Consider the following 22,380-nt stretch of genomic DNA (forward strand, 5'->3'; position numbering starts at 1 on the left):
GGCGGGCCGCGTGATCGGCGGCAGCCCAGGGATGTTGATGACGTTCGGCGGCGGCACCGGCGGAAGTCCAGCATCGGGTGGCGGCGGCGGCGCGTCCGGCGGGGGGACGTACACCGGCTCCGGGACCACTCCGGTGCTGGTGTTGATCGTGATGATCGATCCGGGAATGGTCTTGCCATTCGGGGTGGTGCCCACCACCGATCCCTTGGAGGCGTAACTGTTGACCGGCGTCGGCTGATCGGCGACGCGGAACCCGGCGTCCTCCAACTTCTTACGCGCCGCGTCGAGTTTCAGCCCGGTCACCGACGGCACCTCGCCGCCCGGCCCGCCGTCGACGTAACGCGGATCGGTGGGCGGCATCGTGACCTCACCGAAGTCCTCGGCGATCGGCTCCATCGCCAGAAACCAGGTCTGGGCGGGCCCCTGACCGCCGTACAGCGTGCCGGAACCGCACTTTCGCAGCGGGTACGAACACAGGCCCGACGGCGAGGAGGAGTCGTCGAAGATGTAGTTGGCCGCCGCGTACTGGTTGGTGAATCCGAGGAATGCCGACGACCGGTGCGACTCGGTGGTGCCGGTCTTGCCCGACATGGGCAGGGTCCAACCGACCGAACCGGCCGCCGCGGCGGCCGTGCCGCTGGTGTGGTCCTTGCCCAGCGCGTTGGCCAGGGTGTTCGCCAAACCTTCGGGCACGGCCTGCTCACACTTGGGCGTATCCAGCGCCACCTCGCGACCGTTGCGATCGAAGATCTTGTCGATCGGTGTCGGCGGGCACCACACCCCACCGGAGGCCAGCGTCGCCGCCACATTCGACAGTTCAAGCGGGTTGAGCTCCAGCGGCCCCAGCGTGAAGGAACCGAGGTTCTGCTTCTTGACGTAGTCGGCGATGCTGTCGTTGCTGTCGGGATCATAGGCGCGCGCGGTGCCCGGTTCGGCGTAGGACCGCAGCCCCAACCGCACCGCCATGTCGACCGCGCGCGGTACGCCGATCTGCGCGATCAGATTCGCGAACGCCGTGTTGGGGGACTTCGCGAGAGCGTCGGTGACGTTCATCTTGCCGGCATAACCAGCTCCCGCGTTCCTCACACACCACGTCTCAGCCGGGCAGCCGTCGGTGTCGCTGCTGCCCAGACCCTTGCCGCGGAACGTCTGCGGCACGTCGAGTTGGGCGTTGATGCCCATGCCCATCTCCAGGGCGGCCGCGGTGGTGAAGATCTTGAAGATCGACCCGGCCCCGTCGCCGACGAGGGAGAACGGCTGCGGCTGCACGGTCTCGTTGGCGTCGAGGTTCAGACCGAACGTGCGGTTGTCGCCCATCGCGACCACGCGGTGCGCGTCCTTCCCCGGCTTGATGACACTCATGACGCTCGCGACGCCGTCGGCCTCGGGGTCAGCGACGGTGTCGATCGCGTTCTTCACGCTGTCCTGCACCTTCGGGTCGAGCGTGGTGCGGATCAGGTAACCGTTGCGGGCGACCTCCTCCTTGGAGAGCCCGGCGCGGGCGAGGTACTGCAGCGCGTACTCGCAGAAGAACGCACGGTCGCCCGCGGCGATGCAGCCCTGCGGCAGCGGCTTGGCCTTGGGCAGCACCCCCAACGGCTGCGCCTTGGCGGCGCGCAGTTCATCGGCTTTCTCGGGCAGGTTGTCGATCAAGGTGTCCAGCACGACGTTGCGCCGCGCCAGCGCGCCCTCGGGATTGGTGTACGGGTTGAGCGCACTGGTCGACTGCACGATGCCGGCCAGCATCGCGGCCTGCTGCCAGTTCAGGTCGCCGGCGTTGACCCCGAAGTAGGTCTTGGCCGCGTCCTGCACGCCGAAGGAGCCGTTGCCGAAGGACACCAGATTCAGATAGCGGGTCAGGATCTCGGGCTTGGACAGCTCCGTGTCCAGGGCCAGGGCCATCCGTATCTCGCGCAGCTTGCGGGCCGGGCTGGCCTCGATGGCGGCCCGGCGTTCGGCATCGGTCTGGGCGGTGACCAGCAGGTTGTAGTTCTTGATGTACTGCTGCTCGATGGTCGAGCCGCCCCGGGTTTCGGTGTTGCCCTTCAGGTAGCCGACGAGACCGGTCAGAGTGCCCTGGACGTCCACACCGCTGTGTTCGCTGAAGCGCTTGTCCTCGATGGACACGATCGCGAGCTTCATGGTGTCGGCGATGCGGTCGCCGGGCACCACCCAGCGGCGCTGCGCATACAGCCAGGCGATGGGCTGGCCGGCGGCGTCGACCATGGTGGTCACGATGGGCGCATCGCCCTTGAGCAGTTGCGTAGCGTCGTGCTCTGTGGTCGTGGAGACCCGCATGACGATGACGCCCGCCACGCCCGCCGCGGGAAACATCAGGGCCGCCGTGAGCACCCCGGCCAGTACGCAGTACAAGGCTAGGTGGGCTAACGTCCTCCGTTTGCCCGAGGGCTCCTCCGGCATGTCCACCAGCCTAGGACTCAACGCAAACCGCCTTTGCCGAATGGGTCAGGTCACCAGCGCCTCACAGGTGATCGGCAGGTCGCGGATCCGTACGCCCGTCGCGTGGTGGATCGCGTTGGCGACCGCGGCGGCCGATCCGACGATGCCGATCTCCCCGGCGCCGCGCGTACCCATCGGGTTGGCGTGCTGGTCGACACTGTCGAGCCAGCAGGCGTCGATGTTGGGGACGTCGGCGTGAGAGCTGAAGTGGTAGGTCGCCAGATCCTGCGTGACGACGTGGCCGAAGCGGTGGTCGCGCACGCTGTCCTCGTGCAGCGCCATGGACAGGCCCATGGTCATGCCGCCGATCAGCTGCGAGCGCAGGGTGGACGGATTGACGACCCTTCCGACGGAGAAGACGCCGAGCATCCGCGGGATTCGGATCTCGCCGGTGAACCAGTTGACGTGGGCTTCGGCGAACTGGGCGCCGAAGGAATACATGCCGTAGTTCTCGACGTCGGTGTTCTCGGGCGCCTCGGCCGTGGTGGCCGCCCCCGGTGCCGGATTGTCCCCGTGCTCGGCGCGGAAGGCCTGGGCCGCGGCGTGGATCGCCGATCCCCAGGAACTGATGCCCGACGACCCGCCCGCCACTGACGCCGATGGCAGCTCGGTGTCGCCGATGTGCAGGTCGACGGTGCCGGGGTCGCAGCCGAGGACGTCGGCCGCGACCTGCGTGAGCGCGGTCCAGGCGCCGGTGCCGATGTCGACCGCGCCGATCTGCACCGTGTAGTGGCCGGGCTTGGTGCATTCGATACGCGCGGCATTGCCGGGCATGTTCATCGCCGGGTACACGGAGGAGGCCACACCCGTGCCGATCAGCCATTCCCCGTTGCTGCGCACACCCGCATCGGGATTCCTGGGTTCCCAATCGAAGCGCTCCGCCCCGGTGCGCAGGCATTCGACGAGCCGGCGGTCCGACCACGGGTTGCCGGTCTCCGGGTCGGTCTCGGGCTCGTTACGGATGCGCAGCTCGATCGGGTCGAGGCCGCACGCTTCGGCCAGTTCGTCCATCGCGACCTCAAGGGCGAACATACCGGGGCATTCGCCGGGCGCGCGCATCCAGAATGGAACGGGCACATCGAGTTTCGCGAGACGGTGGGAGGTGCTGCGGGTTTCGGACCGGTACATCATCCGGGCCGGGACCGCGGTCTGCTCGGCGTACTCCTTGACGGTCGCGGTCTGCTCGACGACGTCGTGGCTGAGCGCGGTGAGCATGCCGTCCCGGCGGGCGCCGAGTCGGACGTGCTGGATGGTCGGCGTGCGGTAGCCGACGACGGCGAACATCTGCTGACGGGTCAGGGCCAGTTTGACCGGTCTGCCCGGAACGCGCTGGGCGGCCATCACCGCCAGGACGTTGTGCGAATGCGGCGCGCCCTTGGAGCCGAAGCCGCCGCCGACGTTCTTGGCAATGACCCGGATGTTCTCCTTGTCCAGGCCGAACAGGGTGGCCAACTGCTCACGCACCGCGTGCACGCCCTGGGTGGAGTCGTACAGCGTCAGGGCAGGTCCGTCGTTGTCCCACAAGGCGATACAGGCATGCGGTTCCATCGGGTTGTTGTGCTCGTGCGGCGTGGTGTAGGTCTGCTCGACCGTGATCTCGGCGTCGCGCAGGGCCTGTTCGACATCACCCTCGGCGGTGTCGGTGGGGTGCCCGGAGTTGACCTCCTCGGGCGCGTAGAGACCGGGGTGGTCACCGCGCAACTCCGTGTCGTGCGTCTCGGTGTCGTACTCCACGTCGATGAGACCCGCGGCGTGGCGCGCGATCTCGGGGCTCTCAGCGATGACCCCGCCGATGATCAGCCCGCGGTAGCTGACGATGTCGTCCTGCAGGATCGTGAGGTCACCGTCGTCGGTGTCCTCCAGGCGCGGCGCGTCGAAGACCGTGAGGATGTGGCGTACGCCGTCGACGGCGTCGGCCCGCGCGGTGTCCATGCGCGTCACGCGACCCTTGGCGATCGTCGCCTGAACCGGCTGCAGGTACAGCGGGGCGTCGAGTCGGTACTCGAACGCGTACGGGGCGGTTCCGGTGACCTTGGCGGGCCCGTCCAGGCGGGTCAGCGGGGTGCCCATCGCGCGCGGTGTCACGGCCGTCATCACTGGTGTCCCTCCACGAGGCGAAGCAGAGTGGCGACGATCGCGCGCCTGGTGAGCTCGACCTTGAATTCGTTGCCCGGCAGCGGGTTCGCCTGCTCCAGTTCCTTGTCGGCGGCCGCCCGGAACGTGTCTTCGCTGGCGGGTCTGCCCTGCAGCGACTGCTCTGCGCGGTGTGCGCGCCAGGGTTTGTGAGCGACGCCGCCGAGCGCCAGCCGCGCCGAGGTGATGGTGCCGTCCTCGGTGACCAGTTCGGCGGCGACCGAGGTCAGCGCGAAGGCATAGGACGCGCGGTCGCGGACCTTGCGGTAGGTGGAGCGTGCACCGTCGAGCGGTGTCGGAATCTCGACCGCCGTGATCAGGGCTCCCGCAGGCAGATTGGTGTCGCGGTCGGGGCGGTCCCCGGGGAGGCGATGGAAGTCGACGAGCGGCAGGCGGTGTTCGCCGGCGGTGTCTGCGTAGACGACGTCGGCGTCGAGCGCGGCCAGTGCGACGGCCACGTCGGAGGGGTGCACGGCCACGCAGTGTTCGGAGGCGCCGAGGATCGCGTGATAGCGGACATATCCGCCAATGGCGGAGCAGCCCTCGCCCGGCGTCCGCTTGTTGCAGGGTGTCGTCACGTCCTGGAAGTAGACGCAGCGGGTGCGCTGCAACAGATTTCCCGCGGTGGTGGCGAGGTTGCGCAGTTGTCCCGAGGCGCCCGCCAGCAGAGCGCGGGACAGCACCGGGTGTCGCGAGCGGACGATCGGGTGCGCGGCGAGGTCGCTGTTGCGGACGTCGGCCCCGATCCGCAGCGTGCCGTCGTCGAGTTGGTCGATGTCGGTCAGGGGCAGATGCCCGACGTCGACCACCAGACTGGGTTCGACGACGCCGAGTTTCATGTGATCGACGAGGTTGGTGCCTCCGGCCAGGAACACCGCATCGGGTCGGTCGGCGACGGTGGTGACGGCGTCCTCGACGCTGGTGGCGCGGTGATAGGCGAAGGGGATCATCGGGCCGCCTCATGGATCGCGGCGACGATGTTCGGGTAGGCCGCACAGCGACACAGGTTGCCGCTCATGCGTTCTCGAATCTCCTCGTCGGTCAGGTCCGGTGGGTTCTCCAGGTGTTCGGTGACGTGGCTGGGCGCACCGTCCTTGACCTCCTCGAGCATGCCCACGGCCGAGCAGATCTGGCCGGGCGTGCAGTAACCGCACTGAAATCCGTCGTGGTCGAGGAACGCCTGCGCGACGGGATGCAGCGCGGTCTGGTCACCGAGTCCGGCGGCGGTGAGGATCTCCGCACCGTCGTGGGCCACCGCCAGGGCCAGGCACGTGGTGGCTCGCCGGCCGTCGATGAGCACCGTGCACGATCCGCACTGACCGTGGTCGCAGCCCTTCTTGGGTGCCGTGACGCCGAGGTGTTCCCTGAGCAGGTCGAGCAGGGTGGTGCGGTTGTCGATCCGGGTCTGGTGTGTGGTGCCGTCTACGACGACCGAGACCTCAGTGAAGTGGGCTGACTCCATTGGTGGGGGTTACCCGGGGAGGGACTGCTGAAACGGTCAGCCGCCCGCTCGCCGCTCCCGCACGATCGCGGCGATCCGCTCGGCGGCCACCAAGGGATCTTCGTGCTCCCAGACCCGCACCACGGTCCAGCCCGCGGCGTCCATCAGTTCATCGGTGTTGCGGTCGCGTGCGCGGTTCCCCTCGACCTTGTTGCGCCAGAACTCGGAATTGGCCCGCGGCGCGGTGTAGTGCTCGGGACAGCCATGCCAGAAGCACCCGTCGACGTAGACCGCGATGCGCAGCGGCCGGAAGACGATGTCGGCGGTCCGTCGAAGACCCGGGATCGGCCGGGCCGCGACCCGGAACCGCAGACCCATCGCGTGCAGCGCCGAGCGCAGCGCCTTCTCCGGGCCGGTGTCGCGGCTGCGGTTGGCGCGCATGGTCTCGCGTGCGATGTGCGACGAGGCCCACGACTCGCCGGTGCTCATAAGGGCCACGGTAACGGTCGGGTGCCCGTCGCCGCATCGTCGCGCACTGCGAGAATCAGGGCATGCCGGCCCAAGACGACGCCCGGGAAACCCAGATGGTCTGGATGTTCAATCTCTCGGTGCCGCCGGACCGGCGACGGGCCGACATCGACGCCTATCTGGAGCTCGACGAGTCGGCCGACCCCATCCCGTTCGAGCTGAAGTCCACGACCGGCAATTCGGTGTCCACGGTGCGCGACTTCGGGCCCGAGCACATCGAGAAGTGGGCACACCTGCACTGGCTGTTCGCGTTCTACGCCAAGGACGCGACGACGCTGCGGCACTGCTACTACGCGTCACCGGCCGACATGGCCGACTGGATCGCCGAGAAGAAGCGCTACGTCCGGCCCGACTTCGTGCTGGCGCAGCGCGCCCCGGGCCGGATCACCGACGACGATCTGACCGAGGTGATCGGTACCGGCAGCGACTTCTCGCTGGCCGACGCCCGGCGCATCATGAAGAACCAGTGGAGCGCGCAGCAGTACCGCGCCGGCGCTGACCTGCCCGGTTCGCGCTACTCGCGGGCCAAGATGCTGGAGCTCCTGCAGGACCGGCTCAGCTACGTGATCCGTCGCGGCGCGACGCTGAACAATCCGCACATCCCCGAGAGCTACCTGATCGAGCACGGCCTGACGCCGATCACCAAGGACCATGCGCTGCACCTGCGGGACCTGGTGCGCGGCTATCTGGCCAACCGGTCGGCGAAGCTCGAGCAGGGTGTGCTGCCGCTTGAGGATCTGGTGGACCCGGTGATCGCCGCTCAGGCCAAGGCGTCTGCCACGGACGACGCCAACGCGTAGGCCATGGGTGGCGGCACGGCGTTGCCGATCTGGCCCAGCCGCATGTAGGTGGCACCGGCGAGCGGCCAGTCCTGCGGAAAGCCCTGCAGCACGGCCACATCGGGCACCGACAACCGGAAATGGCCGTTGGCTGGGACGAAGGCCCTGGCCTCCTCGCGTGTGGGTGCGACACCGTTCGGCCAGATCTGCAGCTGCTCGAACACCCTCTGCGCCGCGACGCTGTTGAGGATGCTGGTGGTGTGCCGCGGGCCGGTCAGGGTGCTGCGGATGGTGGGCGACAGGGTGTCGAACCCGATGTCGGACAGCCCCAGCGCCTCCCGGACGCCGAGGCAGCGCTCCAACCCGGCGGCGTCGGGATCGGTGTGACCGGGCCAGGCGTGTGTCGGCGCGGGCGGCACATACCGTTTGGCATCGGTCTTGCGCGCGAAGCCGACGAAGATGACTCGGCGGCGGATCTGCGGAACCCCGAAATCCTCGCCGCGCAGCGTGAGCATCTGAATGTGATACCGATCCTCGAGCGGTTCGAGGATGTGGGTGCGCACGTAGTCGGCGAACTTCTTCGAGGCCAGCGCGGGCACATTCTCTGCGACGAACGCCTTCGGTCGGACGGTGCGGACGCAGCGGACGAACTCGGGCCACATATCGCGGACGTCATTGGCTCCGGCCTGGCGGCCCGCGATGGAGAACGGTTGGCACGGCGGCCCGCCGTGCACCACGGCCACCTCGTTGCGCCACGGCGTCCACTTGGCCTTGGTGACGTCACCGTCCTGACCGCCGCGCACCTCCCAGTTGGGGCGCGCGCTGCGCAGTGTGTCGGCGGCGTGGGACAGGATCTCGAATGACGCGGCGTGGCTGTAGCCGGCCCGGTCGAAGCCCAGATCCAGCCCGCCGCCGCCACTGAACAGCGACAACGTCGGCAGACCGTTGGCCTCCCGCTGGGGCATCAGGTCCAGTGGGTCGAGCTTCGGGACGTTGATGGCGTGCACCGGCTTGGTCAGGCCGCGCTGCGCGTCGAGCTTGGCGCGCCGGGATTTGACCGCGATGGCGCGGAAGCGGGCCCGCTGGCGGGCGGTCAGATCACGCGGCTGGTGGTGCTGGTTGGTCGACTTGATCCGTGAAGGCACGACGAAATCGGCTGGATCGTCCGGGTCCAGGGCCGATTCTGTCAACGGGAACACTCCTTGGCTGCCATCTGGTCAACACGGTGATCGTAATGCGGGGGACCGACACGTCCCCTGAGGCGAGCCGACGCGCGCCGTCCTTCCTCTAGGAAGCGACCCTGCGGGCCAGGAAGTCGTCGATCAACCCGGCCACCTCGTCGGCCGCGGTCTCCAGCAGGAAATGGCCGCCGTCGAGCAGATGCACTTCGGCGTCCCTGGCGTCGTCGGCGAATGCGCGAGCACCGTCGGGACCGAAGATGGGGTCGTGTCGGCCCCACACCGCGAGCACTGGGACACCGCTTTCGCGCAGGTACTCGTGCAGCGCCGGGTAGAGCGGCGGGTTGGTCGCGTAATCGCGGAACAACGCGAGCTGGACCTCGTCGTTGCCGGGGCGGGCGAGTGCCGCGGCGTCGAGTGTCCAGGTGTCGGGGCTGACCAGGCTCTCGTCGGGAGCGCCCGTGAGGTACTGCCATTTGACGGACTCCAGATCGAGTGCGCCGCGGATCGCCGCCTCGGTCTCCGGGGTCTCCTCGCGGTGGAACTCCCACACCGTCTTCCAGAAGCCCTCCAGGAAGCCGGCCTCGTAACCGTTGCCGTTCTGCGTGACGATCGCCGTGATGGCCTTGGGATGCCGCAATGCCAGACGCCAGCCGATCGGGGCGCCGTAGTCCTGGACATAGATCGCGTACTCGGTGATGCCCAGGTGGTTGATCAGCCCCTCGGTGAGATCCGTGAGTGCGTCGAAGGTGTAGGTGAACTCCTGTGTCGACGGCGCAGCGGACTGTCCGAAGCCCAGATGGTCGGGGGCCACGACGTGGTAGCGACCAGCCAGCCGGGGGATCAGGTCCCGGAACATGAACGAGCTGGTGGGGTAGCCGTGCAGGAGCACAAGCGTGGGGGAGTTCGGATCCCCGGCCTCGCGGTAGAAGAGCCGCTGGCCGTCGACGGTGGCGAAGCGGTGGTGAGTGCGGACGGTCATAACTAACCCCTTTGACGACGTTTATCGGTTAGTAGTCAGTGAAGCACCGTGGGTGTAACCTGTCAAGAATCTTTAGGAGGTTAGTCATGGAGGTGCGTGCCGCCGGTTCTGCCGACGAGGAACTGCTGCTGGACCTGCTCAACACCACGCCTGTCATCGACGGCGTGACCCACGACGGCCTCTCGGAGCTGAAGGTGGCCAGTGCGTGGATGCGCGCGCGGGGTATCGAGCCGTCCGAGCAGGAGCGTGCGGCGCTGGTGTCGGCGCGCGACGCGCTTCAGGCCGTGGTGCGCGGTGTGGCTGCGCCGAGTTCGCTGGCAGCGCTCGTCGGCGGCGTTGCCCTGCGCCCCGTCGCCACCGACGGCGGTCTCGACTGGCACGTTGACGTCGCGGGCTCGGTCGGCGGTGCGGTGCGCGCGGTGCTGGCCTGGGACGCCCTGCGCATCACCAGCCCGGGTCGGCTGCGGCCCTGCGCGAACACCGAATGTCAGCTGTTCCTCATCGACCGCAGCAAGCCCAACACCGCGCGCTGGTGTTCGATGGCGATCTGCGGGAACCGGATGAAGGCGCGGCGGCATTATCGGCGCACGCACGCGTCCGAGTAGTGCTGTGGGGCGACCGGCCATCAACGGCTCTTCGCGCTGATCTCTGGGCGTGTGGACGGGCGACTGGGAGGCCGAGGGGCGCCCTTTGAAATGCCCGCCTAGGAGCGAAATTCGCGAGGTGGTCGCGCCCAGCGCGCACGTGGGTACAGATTTCGGGGCTGGAACTGTACGTAGGTGCGCGCTGGGCGATCTGCGCCGCCATGGGTGCGCGCACGCGGGTGGGGGACGCAGATCCGCGCTCGCGGCGGCCGAGCGTCCGCCGTTGTACGCAGATCGCGGCGTGTCGGCGTGCAGACACGGGCGCTCGCGGAAATGTGGAGGGCCGGTTTGATTCACCGCGATCCGTAACCTGTGCACCGCGGGCCTGCCTCAGTACCGTCATTGTGCGATTCCCCGGCAGTCGATGCCGACACCAAACAGACGGAGCAGCAGGGCTTTCCGCCGGAGACGGCGATGACGCAGAACCGGAGGCGGCAGGCATGAGCGGGTTGAAGTTCCACTGGTTCCTGCCGACCAACGGCGGCGACAGCCGCAACATCGTCGGCACCGGGCAGGGTGTCATGGACGCCGGCGTGACGGAGCGCCCGTCGAGCGTGGCCTACCTCGGGCAGATCGCCCGCAGCGCCGAGCAGCTCGGCTTCGAGGCCGCACTGACACCCACGGGTCAGGACTGCCCGGACGCCTGGGTCACCACCGCGATGATCAGCTCGGTCTCGGAGAGGCTGAAGTTCCTGGTGGCGTTCCGGCCCGGACTGCTGTCACCGTTTCTGGCCGCGCAGATGGCCGCCACCTTCCAGAACCACTCGGGCGGCCGCCTGCTGCTCAATGTCGTCACCGGGGGAGAGGACGACGAGCAGCGCCGGTTCGGCGACTTCACCACCAAGGAGCAGCGCTACGCGCGCACCGACGAATTCCTCGAGATCGTCCGGCTGCTGTGGAGCGGTGAGACCATCACCTACCGCGGTGAGCATCTGTCCGTCGAGGACGCGACGCTGCGCCAGCTGCCGACGCCGGTGCCGCAGATCTACTTCGGCGGATCGTCGGCGCCCGCCGTTCAGGTCGCCGCCAAACGCGCCGACGTCTATCTGACCTGGGGTGAACCACCCGAGCAGGTGGCCGAGAAGATCAACCGGGTGCGGGCGGCGGCAGCCGAGGTCGGCCGCACGCTGCGGTTCGGGGTCCGGTTGCACACCATCGCGCGTGACACCTCCGCGGCCGCGTGGGCTGAGGCCCAGAGGATGCTGGACAGCATCAGCGACGAGCGGATCGCGCAGAACCAGGCCGCGATGAAGCGCTCGGAGTCCGAAGGTCAGCGTCGAATGCTGGCACTCAACAACGGATCACGCGAGGATCTCGAGATCCATCCCAACCTGTGGGCGGGAATCGGCCTGGTGCGCGGCGGAGCGGGCACGGCGATGGTCGGGTCCTTCAGCGAGATCGCCGATCTGGTAGAGGCCTACCGGGCCGTGGGCATCGAAGAGTTCGTCCTCTCGGGGTATCCGCACCTGGAGGAGGCCTACTGGTTCGGCGAAGGCGTGCTGCCGGAACTCGCACGGCGAGGACTGTGGACGCCACCGGGAACACCGGCCCCGAGCGCCGGGACGCTGAGCCAGACCGCGCCGCAGGTGCGTGTCGCCGAACCCACGGCAGCGTCGTAGGCTGGTCGCCCCTCACCCCGGGAATCGAACGGTGGTGCCGGGCATCAGTTGAACCACCTCGCCGCGGCACTCGACCTCAACCCCGGCCGCGTCACGCGGGTCCACGCTGATGATCACGCCCTTGCCGCTGACCCGCAGGTGCAGGTGAAGGCCGCGGTAGTGAATCGGGATTGCCAGCACACCAAGCGATTCCGGCCAGTGTGGGGCAAGGATCAGCCGGCCCGACCGAGTCTCCAGGCCGGTGAAGCAGCGCTGCATGAGGTCGACGGTGCCGGCCATCGCGGCCAGGTGAACGCCCTCGGACGTGGTGCCGCCCTGGATGTCGGCGACATCGGACTTCAGTGCCTGCTGGAAGAACTCCAGCGCGTGGTCACGGTTGGCCCTGGCCAACACCCAGGTGTGCACGACACCGCTGAGCGTGGACCCGTGTGACGTGCGTGCCAGGTAGTAGTCGACCATCTTCGGGACCTGCTCGGGCAGGAAGTGGTAGCCGAGACGGTCCAGCAGTTCACGCAGTTCGGTGGCCGACATCAGGTACAGCAGCATCAGGGCGTCCGCCTGTTTGGACGCCTTGTATCGGTTGACGTCGTCGTCCTCGGCCTCCAGGATGCGGTCCAGCCGTTGGATGTTGCCGTACTGCCGATGAAGGCGGTCCCAATCCAGTTCCGCCAGCTCGCCGTAACCTTCGAACTGGCTGATGACTCCGTCGTGGAACGGGACGAACATCCTGCGGCTGACCTCGTCCCAGTGGGCCAGTTCCGCACTGCGCAACCCGAGTGACTCCAGCAGGTCCAGACGGTTGGGCAGCGGCAGCAGGCTCAGGGCGTCGAGCGCCCGCATGATCACCCAGACCGCCATGATGTTGGTGTAGGCGTTGTTGTCGATACCGTCATACGGCGCATGCGGATAGCCGGAATGGAATTCGTCGGGTCCGATGACCCCCTTGATCTCGAAGCGTCCACGCTGTTCGTCAAAGGTGGCCAGGCTGACGAAGAATCGCGCGACCTCGATGATCAGCTCTGCGCCGCAGTCGATCAGGTACGCCAGGTCACCGGTCGACTGGTAGAACTTCCAGGCGCTGTAGGCGACGGCGATCCCGATGTGGTGGGCGCGGGCGCTCGCATCGGGATTCCACCGCCCACTGCGGGGATTGAGGTGCAGCCGCTGACTCTCCTCGCGGCCATCACTTCCGGACTGCCACGGGAACATCGCCCCCGAGTGACCGGCCGCGCGTGCGGCCTCCCGTGCCTCGTCCAGGCGCCGGTAGCGGTAGTCCAGCAGGGACCGGGTGATCCGCGGGAACCGCAGGTTCAGGACGGGGAAGATGAACAGTTCATCCCAGAAGATGTGACCGCGGTAGGCCTCGCCGTGCAGCCCGCGCGCGGGCACCCCGACGTCAAGGTCGATGGTGTTCGGCGACACGGTCTGCAGAAGGTGCAGCAGGTGCAGCCGCAGGATCCGCACCTCGTCGGTCAAGTCGTCGAAATCGATCGACATCCGCTCCCACAGATGCGTCCATTCGGTGAGGTGCCCGTCGAGCAGTTCCTCGAAGCGGCCGAGCCTGCCGATCCAGCGCTGCGCGGCCGTGCCGGGCTCTGATATCGCGCTGTCGCGGCCGGTGTAGACCGTGACCACCTTCTCGACGGTCGCGGTGTCGCCGACGGAGAGCCGCACCGAGATGTCGTGACCGATCTCGGCGTCCTGCTGGAACCGGGAAAACGTCGCGGCCGCTGGAACACCGTTGCGCCACAGCCGGTTCCGGGCGGCCATCGCGATGGGGATCGCGGACTGCGTGGTCCGCACGGTCAGCAGCACCGCGTCGTCGGAGATGTCGTGCGTGTACACCGAACCGAGGTGCTCGCTGCTCAGATCCCGATAGCGCTCGACCAGTGAGTTCGTCACGTTGCCGTCCAGTGTGGAGCGGAATTCGACCGTCCCGGACCAGTCCTCGGCGCAGACCGTGGTCTCCAGAGCGGCGACGTGGGGTTGGTGCATCGCGACGAACCGCCGTTGCCGAAGCGAACTCGTCCGGCCCGCGGCGTCTCGGAACCGGACCTCGCGGGTCAGCACCGCGCCGCGCAGGTCGAGGTTCTGCCGGTACGACAGGATGCTGACGGCATCGATGTCGAACCAGTCGCCGTCGTCGATGCGGAAGGTCAATGCGAGCCAGTTCGGCAGGTTGACCAGGCTCTCGTTGTCGATCTCGGTGCCGGACACGTTGTCGACGAGGCGGTTGTACACCCCGGCCGCGTAGGTGCCTGGGTAGTGCACCTGCCCGGCCTTCGACTCCGGTGCGGCGCCGCGAGTGGCGAAGTGGCCGTTGCCGACGGTGCACAACGCCTCGCGCAGCTTCTCCTCCTGCGGCTCATACCCCTCGAAGGTGTAATCCCATGCCGTGCTGGACATCTCCTTCTTGTAGGCCAGCCAGTCGGACCCGCGCCGAATGAACTCACAGACATGATCGGGGCTCAGCAGACGGAAGCGGGCCGCAGTCCTGCGGTCACCGTCCTCCTCGTGCTCGACGACGATTCCGACACCCCCGTAGGCGATCGCGTCGAAGGCGTCCTCGTCGGTGAGGTCGTCACCGATGTAGATCGGCATCATCTGGCCGGCTGGGTCGATGCGGTCGCGGATCCAGTTCAGGGTGGTGCCCTTGTCCCAGTCGAGGTCGGGGCGCAGTTCGACGAGCATTCGCCCGCCGGTCACGCGCAGGCCGCGCTGCACACCGAGGTGGTGGGTGACCGACACGACCTCGGCGATGCGCGCTGGGTCGGCGTCGCGGTAGTGCACCGCGACGGCGAACCGCTTGTGCTCCACATGCACCCCCGGGATCGCCGACAGGGCTTGGCGCAGGGTGTCGGCGGCCGCGGCGAGCACGGGGATGAACTCCGCGGCGGCGTCGTTGCGGTGATAGGTGCCGTCCGGGCCCGTCAACTCGAACCCGTGGCTGCCCGCGTACCAGAGGCCGGGTATGCCGACCCGGCCGCTGATGTCGGCGAGGTCCCGGCCGCTCAGGATGGCGACCGGGCACACCTCGGAGACGAGTTTCAGCGCGTCGGCGGCGCCGTCGACGAGTCCGGCGGCGTCGGGTTCGGAGACGATGGGGGACAGGGTCCCGTCGTAGTCGAGGAACAGGATCGACTCACGGGCGCTGGTGATTCCGACCCACTGCCCGTAGGCGGTCAGCGCATTGGGCAGTTCGGAGATCCGCTTGTCCCCAAGGCGGACGGCGATATCGGCGAAATCGTCGAGGACGACGTCCGCGCCGTGCCGGATCAGCTCCTCGGCGCCGCCGGTGCCGTCGATGCCGATGACCAGAGCGAACCCGGCGTCACGTCCGGCCGCCACGCCGGCCGCGGAGTTCTCGATCACCACGCAGCGCTGCGGCCGTGCCCCGAGTTTCCGGGTGACCTCGAGAAGAGCTGCGGGGTCCGGGTTCTCGGCGGTGCCGCGCCCTCCTTGGGCGCCGTCGACGCATTCTGCGAACAGGCCGTCGACGCCGGCGGTGCGCAGGGCCTGCCGGCACTGCGGATTCGACGAGCAGGCCGCCGCCGCGACCCCTGCGCTCGCAAGCTTGCGGGCCAGTTCGACGGTGGATTCGAACGCGGGCGTGCCGAGGGCCAGGGCGCCGTCGAGGTCGACCAGCACCGCGTCGTGATGACGTGGGTCGATCGTCACCGGAAGTCTCATGCCGGCGTCAGCTGGTGTTCGAGTTCGAGGACCGCCCTGGTGGTCCTGACGACGGTGTCGGGGTTCAGGCTGATCGAATCGATGCCGAGCCGGACCAGGAACTCGGCCATGTCGGGATAGTCCGAAGGTGCCTGTCCGCACAGGCCGGAGTGGATTGCGTTCCGGCGACACCCCGCAACGGCCAACCGGATCATCTCCTTGACCCCCTCGTCCCGCTCGTCGTAGTCGAACGCGACGATCTCGCTGTCCCGATCGACGCCCAGCGTCAGCTGCGTGAGGTCGTTGGAACCGATGGAGAACCCGTCGAAACGCTTGGCGAATTCGTCGATCAGGATCACGTTGTTGGGGATCTCGCACATCGCGTACACCTTGAGGCCGTTCTCACCCCGGCGCAGTCCGAGGTCGGACATCGTCTGCAGCACGCGGTCGGCCTCCGCCACCCGGCGGACGAACGGCAGCATCACGACGACGTTGGTCAGGCCCATCTCGTCGCGCACGCGCCGCATGGCCCGGCACTCGAGTGCGAATCCCTCGGCGTAGGCGGGGTGGGCGTATCGGGACGCGCCCCGGAACCCGATCATCGGGTTGGCCTCGGTGGGCTCGAAGCTCTGGCCTCCGAGCAGGCTGGCGTACTCGTTGGTCTTGAAGTCCGACATCCGCACCACCACGGGTTTGGGCCAGAACGCCGCGGCGATGGTGCCGATTCCCTCGGAGAGGCTCTGCACGAAGTACTCACCGCCGTCGGCGTGGCCGCGGATCAGACCCTCGATGGTGCGGCGCGCCTCGGCGTCGTCGACGCGGTCCGGATGCAGCAGGGCCATCGGGTGGACCTTGATGTACTCGCTGATGACGAACTCCATCCGGGCGAGTCCGACGCCGTCGTTGGGAAGGAACGACGACTTGAACGCGAGATCCGGGTTGCCCAGGTTGAGCATGATCTGCGTGCGGGGGCGGGGCAGGTCGCCGATGTCGGTGCGATCGACGTGGAAGCCCACTTCGCCGCGGTACACCCGGCCCGAATCACCTTCGGCGCACGACACCGTCACCGTCGTGCCGTTGGGCACGCGGACGGTCGCGTCACCGGCTCCCACGACCGCCGGGATGCCGAGTTCACGCGCGATGATCGACGCGTGGCAGGTGCGCCCACCGCGGTCGGTGACGATCGCCGCGGCGGTCTTCATCACCGGCTCCCAGTCGGGTGTGGTGGTGTCCGCGATCAGGACTTCGCCCGGCTGGAACTCCGCCAACTGCTCCAGGTTCTCGATCCGCCGGACGGTGCCCGCGGCGATCTTCTCACCGACCGCCCGCCCCTCGGCGAGGATCTCGCCTCGACCCTCCAGCACGTAGGACTCCAGCGTGGTCGCGCTCTGCTGCGAGACCACGGTCTCGGGCCGGGCCTGCACGATGTAGAGCTGCCCGTCGAGGCCGTCCTTGGCCCACTCCATGTCCATCGGCCGCCCGTAGTGGGCCTCGATGGTGCACGCGTAGCCCGCGAGTTCCAGCACATCGGCGTCGGAGAGGCAGTACCGGGCGCGGTCGGGGTTCGGCGTGGGGATGTTGCGGGTCGTGTTCTTGGTCTCGCCCTCGACGAGGACCATCTTGACGGCCTTGGCTCCGAGCCGGCGGCGCAGCACGGCACGATGGCCGGCCAGGAAAGTCGGCTTGTGCACATAGAACTCGTCGGGATCGACCGCGCCCTGCACGACGTTTTCGCCCAAGCCGTAGGCGCCCGTGATGAACACGGCGTCGCGGAAACCGGATTCGGTGTCCAGGGAGAACATCACCCCCGACGACGAGATGTCGGAGCGCACCATCTTCATCACCGCGATCGACAACGACACCTGGAACTGATCGAAGCCCTGGTCGATGCGGTAGTGAATGGCGCGGTCGGTGAACAGGCTGGCGAAACACCGCCGGCAGGTGTCGAGCAGGCTCTGCTCGCCCCTGATGTTCAGGAAGGAATCCTGCTGGCCGGCGAAGCTGGCGGTCGGCAGGTCCTCGGCGGTGGCCGAACTGCGGACCGCGAGGCTGACGTCCTCGCCGTACTCCTGCTGCAGCGCGCGGTAACCCTGCAGGATCTCGGTGGCCAGGTCGGCCGGCAGCCCGGCTCCGTAGACGATCTCTCTGGCGCGCTTGGCCCTGCGCGACAGCGAGGCGACATCTTCGGGATCGAGGTCGTCGAGTTCGGCGTGAAGACGATCCCAGGCCCCGGCCTCGTCGAGCATGTGTCGATAGGCGGCCGCGGTGATGGCGAACCCGTGCGGAACGCGAACACCGCGTGCGGAGAGCTTCTGGAACATCTCGCCCAGCGAGGCATTCTTGCCGCCGACCAGCGCAACATCGTCGATACCGAAGTCCTCGAAGAATCGAACGTAGCTCGGTCGGCTCATGGAGTGTCCCCTTTCAATTCCTCACCCACGCCAACTCTGCACCTCATTCGTGCTGCCATCCAGGGCCAAATGTCATTTCGGGGTGCCGATCGGCGCGGTGATCGGTCTGCCATAAGGGACTTGCGGCACTGTTGCCGAACCGCGAGCAGGTCCATCGTAGGGATATGGAGCAGTTGTCACCGTTGGACGCGGGCTTCCTGGAGGCCGAGGACTCCGACCCCCATGTCAGCCTGGCGGTGGGTGGGGTGTCCGTTCTGGCCGGTCCGGCGCCGGAGTTCGCTGAACTGCTCGCCGAGATCGCCGACCGCGCGCACGGCATCTCGCGGTTCACCCAGCGAGTGCGCATGCACCCGCTGGACCTCGAACCGCCGGAGTGGGTGCCGGATCCCTGCTTCGACATCGCGCATCACGTGCACCGGGCCGCCCTGCCTGCGCCGGGGGACGACGCCGAGTTCTTCGCGCTGGTCGCAAGGCTCATGGAGGGCAGGCTGGACCGAGAGCGGCCCCTGTGGCGGTGCTGGATCATCGAGGGACTGACCGACGGCCGCTGGGCCGTGCTGGTCAAGATCCATCACTGCATCGCCGACGGCATCGCCACGTCGCAGCTGCTGGGCCGGCTCTTCGACGACGACGGCGGCCCGCGGAGCACATTCGTCAGCGAGATCCGCGCCGCCAAGACACCCGATCCGCCGGCACCGACGTTTCCCCGCCCGAGCCTGAACCCGCTGAAGTGGGCGGGCGAGTTGTGGCAGGTGACCACGTCCGCCGCGGATGCGGTCGAACGCGCCGTGGTGGGCGCCGCGGAGTTGACCGTCGGTGTCCTGTCCGGCGCGCCGGACACCTCGCTGCGCGGTTCGGTCTCCAGGATGCGACGCTTCAGCGCGGCCCGGGTGGCGTTGGCCGATCTCGATCAGGTGTGCACGGGTTTCGGCGTGACGCTCAACGACGTGGCACTCGCGGCCATCACCGCCAGCTACCGGTCGATGCTGCTGGATCGAGGCGAGGTGCCGAGCGCGGCCGCGTTGCGGACGCTCGTCCCGGTTTCGGTGCGGGCCATGGGAGACCTGGGTGTGGCCGACAACCGCGTGGCCGTGATGTTGCCGCTGCTGCCGGTCGATGAGCCTGACCCGGTCACCCGGTTGACGATCGTGCACGAACGACTGACGAGGGTGAAGGGCAGCGGGCAGCGCGAGGGTGTGAGTGCCTTGGTGAAGGCGGCGCAGAACATTCCGTTCGCGTTGACGGCCTGGGCGGTTCGACTGTTGATCAGATTTCCCCAGCGGTCGGTGACCGCGTTGGCGACCAACGTGCCCGGACCCCGCACTCGGCAGCGTCTGATGGGGCGCGAGGTGCTTGAGATGATCCCGATACCGCCGCTCGCACTGCAACTGCGCACGGGCATCGCGATGCTCAGCTATGCCGATCAGTTCTTCTTCGGCGTCCTCGCGGACTACGACAGTGCTCCCGACGTCGACGTGTTGGCTGAAGGGATCGAGGCCGAGGTGGCCAACCTCGCCGGCCTGAGTCGGCAACGAACCAAGCGGCGCGAGCCATCCGGGCGTCCGCCGGCGAGCGCGAGTTGAGCACCGCGCCGAAGATCAGTAGGGGGTCTGTCATGTCTGTCTCGACCGAACACGTTGTCCTCGTCGGTGTCGACGGGTCGCCGTCGTCGAACGCCGCCGTCGAATGGGCCGCCAGGGATGCGGGTCTGCGCGGGGTTCCGCTGGTGCTGACGCACATCACCCCGGAACCTCGAGTGACCCTCGGTGTGGAGATCATCCGGCCGCCCGAGGCGTGGCGCAGGCTCGAGGACGACGCACAGCGCGTCCTGGCGCAGAGCCGTGCCATCGCCGAGCGCGCGGTCGAGGGCGCCAAGCCGATCAAGATCGAGGAGCTCGCGCTCTCCGATGGTGTGGTGTCCGGGTTGGTGGCACTGTCCGAGGACGCCGACATGGTCGTGGTCGGCTGCCGCGGCCTGGGCTCGATCACTGGACGGCTGCTGGGTTCGGTCAGCTCCGCCCTGGTGCGTCACGCCCTGTGCCCCGTCACGATCGTCCACGACGAGCGGCGGGGTTCGGCCGAGAACATGGCCAGGCTGCCCGTGGTGCTGGGCGTGGACGGCTCGCCCGCGTCGACGTCCGCCACGGCGGTGGCGTTCGACGAGGCGTCGCGCCGCGGCGTCGAACTGATCGCCGTGCACGCGTGGGCCGACAACGTCAGCCTCGAATTCGCCGGCACGGAATGGGATGTGCTGCACGAACGGGCCGCGGCGGCCCTGGCCGAACGGTTGGCGGGATGGCGCGAACGGTATCCCGACGTCACCGTGCGGCGCATCGTGGTCCCCGACCGTGCGGCGCGACATCTCATCACGCATTCCCATGACGCCCAGCTGGTTGTCGTCGGCAACCGCGGTCGTGGCGGCTTCGCCGGGATGCTGCTGGGTTCGGTCAGCTCCGCGGTCGTGGAGGCGGCACACTCTCCGGTGATCGTGGTCCGACCGTCCTGATCGCGAGATCCGGTTCGGTCGGTTCCGCGATCTGCGCGAAAAGGTCTTGGACGTGGCCGAATTCGCACACCGCGGTGCCTGGAGTCAGCAGCATGGCGGCCCCGGTCGCCATACCCAGTCGCACCGCCCGGTCCAGGGGCCACCCGCGAACCAGGCCGACCGTGACGCCGGCGACCATGGCGTCGCCCGCACCCACTCCGCTGCCCAGACCGATGTCGGGCGCCTCGAATCGCAGACTGAGGTCAGCGGAGGCGAGCATCGCTCCGCGTGCGCCCAACGACACCAGGACGTGGTCTGTGACCCCGCGGTCGATGAGTCCACGGGCGGCGTCCCACCGCTCGGTCTCGCTCGACAGGTCGCGGTCCATGTAATCCCGGAGTTCGCTGATGCTGGGCTTGAGCAGAAACACCCCAGAGCGGACGTGGCGCAGGCCGGCGCCTGAACCGTCCAGGATCAGCGGCGTGCCCAGATCGCGGCACAGGTCGGCGACCTGCTGGTAGAAGTCGGGCGGGGTGCCGGGCGGGAGACTGCCGCTGGCGACGACGAACCGGGCGCCCTGAGCCACCGATGCCAACCGGCTCAGGCACCGCTGCTGGTCGGCGTCGGACAGTGCCGGACCGGGCAGCACGAATCGGTACTGCAGACCGGTCTCCTGTTCGTCCACGGTGAAGCTCTCGCGGGTGGTCGCGCTGATCGGAATGCGGTCGTGGGGTACCCCCGCCGCGCTGAGGAGCTCACAGATCAACTCCCCGGTCGCGCCTCCGGCGGGGAACACCGCGGTGGCCGCGGTGCCGAGCACTGTCGCGACTCGAGCCACGTTGATGCCACCCCCGCCGGCGTCATAACGGGCGGTGCCGCAACGCAGCTTGTGGGTGGGGCGGACGCGCGCGACGCCGGTCGTGATGTCCACCGCGGGGTTCATCGTCAGGGTGACGATGCGGTCCCGCGCCGCCGTGGTCACGCGGTGACCGTCAGGACGTCGGCCAGGGGACGCCGCCGCGTCAGCGGCGGGGACTCCTCGCCGGCGGGTGCCTGGCCGATCCGAACCAGGACCTGTGGCCACTCCCGGCCGGTCAGCTGCGACACGATGTGGCGGCCCGTGGCCATCTCGGTCAAGTGGGTCAGCGGACAGCTGGCCAGCCCGGCCAGGGTCGCCTCCAGCAGCACCGTCGACAGGGCTGATCCGCACGCCAGGATGTCGCGCCGGGTGTCGTCGTGCGCCGAGAGCACCACGATGGTCGAGCGATCCTCCGGGATCTGCTCACGCCGGTTCGAGTGGATGGTCACGGGAAAGGTGCGTCCCACCCCGACACGGTCGTCCTCGGCGGCGGAGATGAGCGCGCTGTACGGAACCCCCTCCCCGGCGTCGTACGGCGAGGTCCACCACTGCAGGGTGTGGAAGTACTGCGAGTCGTACAGGCGCAGCGCATCGACGAATTCCGTTGCGGCAGTGAGCTGCGGACGATTCGCGTCGTCGATGACGTCGAGCAGTGCGATCGACGTCTCGATCCGGCTGCGAAGCCGTGCCTCGAACCCGTCCCAGTCCTGCACCGGACCGAACGGAAGCCGGTCGCTGCGGCGACGGCGGATGGCCTCTGCGAGCAGTCGTTGGCCGTCGGTCACCGCCACCAGTTCGGTGAATCCGAGCCTCGCGAGGTGATCGAGGTTGTTGGGGTTGGGCAGCAGTTCGACGTGGGCCCGCCATCCCTGCGCGGCCATCGAAACCTGGATGTGGTCCAGTACCGCACCGCAACTGAGCAGCGCCTGACGTCCGCCGTGGTCGGTCTCCACCACGCGGCCGGGGTCTAAGAACAACTGCAGTTCCGTGCCGTCGGCGACCCAGTGCCAGGGCTGACTGTTGTGGTACGACGGGGCGCGGCAGGCCAAGTCCACTGCGTCGCGCAGCACATCGGCGGTCAGTGTCTTCGATGCCATGCGGTGTCCTCCCCCAAGAGGTTCGCCATCGACGATGCCCGACCGCAACGATGCAGGCCAGGGTCCTTGGTCCCCGATCGTCGAGCCTGAGGGCT

The 22,380-nt window shown here is 68.3% G+C and carries 16 protein-coding genes; 5 read left to right on the forward strand and 11 right to left on the reverse strand.

The features are described 5' to 3' along the window. The 5 genes from A5727_RS06875 to A5727_RS06895 form a co-directional block, all read right to left on the reverse strand. On the reverse strand, nucleotides 1–2,421 hold a 2,421-nt coding region (locus A5727_RS06875), incomplete at its 3' end, for a penicillin-binding protein (protein WP_068246778.1). 45 nt (nucleotides 2,422–2,466) lie between these two features. After that, nucleotides 2,467–4,554: a xanthine dehydrogenase family protein molybdopterin-binding subunit gene (locus A5727_RS06880; protein WP_068246637.1), complete on the reverse strand. Its 2,088-nt coding sequence runs from the start codon at nucleotides 4,552–4,554 to the stop codon at nucleotides 2,467–2,469. Beyond that, the gene (locus A5727_RS06885; protein ID WP_068246640.1) at nucleotides 4,554–5,543 is read right to left on the reverse strand and encodes an FAD binding domain-containing protein; all 990 of its coding nucleotides are present in this window, start codon (nucleotides 5,541–5,543) and stop codon (nucleotides 4,554–4,556) included. The genes A5727_RS06880 and A5727_RS06885 overlap by 1 nt, the downstream gene beginning before the upstream one ends. Next, nucleotides 5,540–6,055: a 2Fe-2S iron-sulfur cluster-binding protein gene (locus A5727_RS06890; protein WP_068246643.1), complete on the reverse strand. Its 516-nt coding sequence runs from the start codon at nucleotides 6,053–6,055 to the stop codon at nucleotides 5,540–5,542. The genes A5727_RS06885 and A5727_RS06890 overlap by 4 nt, the downstream gene beginning before the upstream one ends. 36 nt (nucleotides 6,056–6,091) lie before the next feature. Continuing rightward, nucleotides 6,092–6,523 (reverse strand): very short patch repair endonuclease, encoded by a 432-nt coding sequence (locus tag A5727_RS06895; RefSeq protein WP_068246646.1) that lies wholly within the window; start codon nucleotides 6,521–6,523, stop codon nucleotides 6,092–6,094. Between the two features lie 62 nt (nucleotides 6,524–6,585). Between A5727_RS06895 and A5727_RS06900 the strand changes: the two genes are divergently transcribed. Further along, nucleotides 6,586–7,362, forward strand: coding sequence for a hypothetical protein (locus A5727_RS06900; RefSeq protein WP_068246649.1), 777 nt, complete (start codon nucleotides 6,586–6,588; stop codon nucleotides 7,360–7,362). Here A5727_RS06900 and A5727_RS06905 read toward each other — a convergent pair. Together A5727_RS06905 and A5727_RS06910 are read right to left on the reverse strand one after the other, a co-directional pair. Beyond that, a complete protein-coding gene (locus A5727_RS06905; protein ID WP_197507609.1) occupies nucleotides 7,323–8,531 on the reverse strand; it encodes a DNA cytosine methyltransferase in 1,209 nt (402 codons plus the stop codon). The genes A5727_RS06900 and A5727_RS06905 overlap by 40 nt on opposite strands. Before the next feature lie 97 nt (nucleotides 8,532–8,628). Next, the gene (locus tag A5727_RS06910) at nucleotides 8,629–9,501 is read right to left on the reverse strand and encodes an alpha/beta fold hydrolase (protein ID WP_068246652.1); all 873 of its coding nucleotides are present in this window, start codon (nucleotides 9,499–9,501) and stop codon (nucleotides 8,629–8,631) included. An 86-nt stretch (nucleotides 9,502–9,587) separates the two neighbouring features. On the opposite strand from A5727_RS06910, the gene A5727_RS06915 reads away from it, so the two are divergent. Both A5727_RS06915 and A5727_RS06920 read left to right on the forward strand, forming a co-directional pair. Next, a complete protein-coding gene (locus tag A5727_RS06915) occupies nucleotides 9,588–10,106 on the forward strand; it encodes a CGNR zinc finger domain-containing protein (protein ID WP_068246654.1) in 519 nt (172 codons plus the stop codon). 479 nt (nucleotides 10,107–10,585) lie between these two features. Further along, nucleotides 10,586–11,764: an LLM class flavin-dependent oxidoreductase gene (locus A5727_RS06920; RefSeq protein ID WP_068246657.1), complete on the forward strand. Its 1,179-nt coding sequence runs from the start codon at nucleotides 10,586–10,588 to the stop codon at nucleotides 11,762–11,764. 12 nt (nucleotides 11,765–11,776) lie between these two features. On the opposite strand, the gene otsB is transcribed toward A5727_RS06920, so the two are convergent. Then, complete coding sequence (gene otsB, locus A5727_RS06925) at nucleotides 11,777–15,454, reverse strand: trehalose-phosphatase (RefSeq protein ID WP_068246660.1); 3,678 nt, start codon at nucleotides 15,452–15,454, stop codon at nucleotides 11,777–11,779. Continuing rightward, nucleotides 15,451–17,844, reverse strand: a complete 2,394-nt coding sequence (gene ppsA / locus A5727_RS06930) for a phosphoenolpyruvate synthase (RefSeq protein WP_068246663.1) — start codon at nucleotides 17,842–17,844, stop codon at nucleotides 15,451–15,453. Before ppsA ends, otsB begins: the two co-directional genes overlap by 4 nt. 164 nt (nucleotides 17,845–18,008) lie before the next feature. On the opposite strand from ppsA, the gene A5727_RS06935 reads away from it, so the two are divergent. Beyond that, entirely contained in the window at nucleotides 18,009–19,427 is a 1,419-nt protein-coding gene (locus A5727_RS06935; RefSeq protein ID WP_068246665.1) for a WS/DGAT/MGAT family O-acyltransferase, read from the forward strand. A gap of 32 nt (nucleotides 19,428–19,459) precedes the next feature. After that, complete coding sequence (locus A5727_RS06940) at nucleotides 19,460–20,350, forward strand: universal stress protein (protein ID WP_068246669.1); 891 nt, start codon at nucleotides 19,460–19,462, stop codon at nucleotides 20,348–20,350. On the opposite strand, the gene A5727_RS06945 is transcribed toward A5727_RS06940, so the two are convergent. Together A5727_RS06945 and A5727_RS06950 are read right to left on the reverse strand one after the other, a co-directional pair. After that, nucleotides 20,292–21,311: a 1-phosphofructokinase family hexose kinase gene (locus A5727_RS06945; protein WP_286150028.1), complete on the reverse strand. Its 1,020-nt coding sequence runs from the start codon at nucleotides 21,309–21,311 to the stop codon at nucleotides 20,292–20,294. The two genes, A5727_RS06940 and A5727_RS06945, sit on opposite strands and share 59 nt — an antisense overlap. Then, on the reverse strand, nucleotides 21,308–22,285 hold the full coding sequence (locus tag A5727_RS06950) for an Acg family FMN-binding oxidoreductase (RefSeq protein WP_068246676.1): 978 nt from the start codon (nucleotides 22,283–22,285) through the stop codon (nucleotides 21,308–21,310). Before A5727_RS06950 ends, A5727_RS06945 begins: the two co-directional genes overlap by 4 nt. Nucleotides 22,286–22,380 lie beyond the last annotated feature (95 nt).

The organism is Mycobacterium sp. ACS4331, assembly GCF_001667265.1.
Classification (GTDB): domain Bacteria; phylum Actinomycetota; class Actinomycetes; order Mycobacteriales; family Mycobacteriaceae; genus Mycobacterium.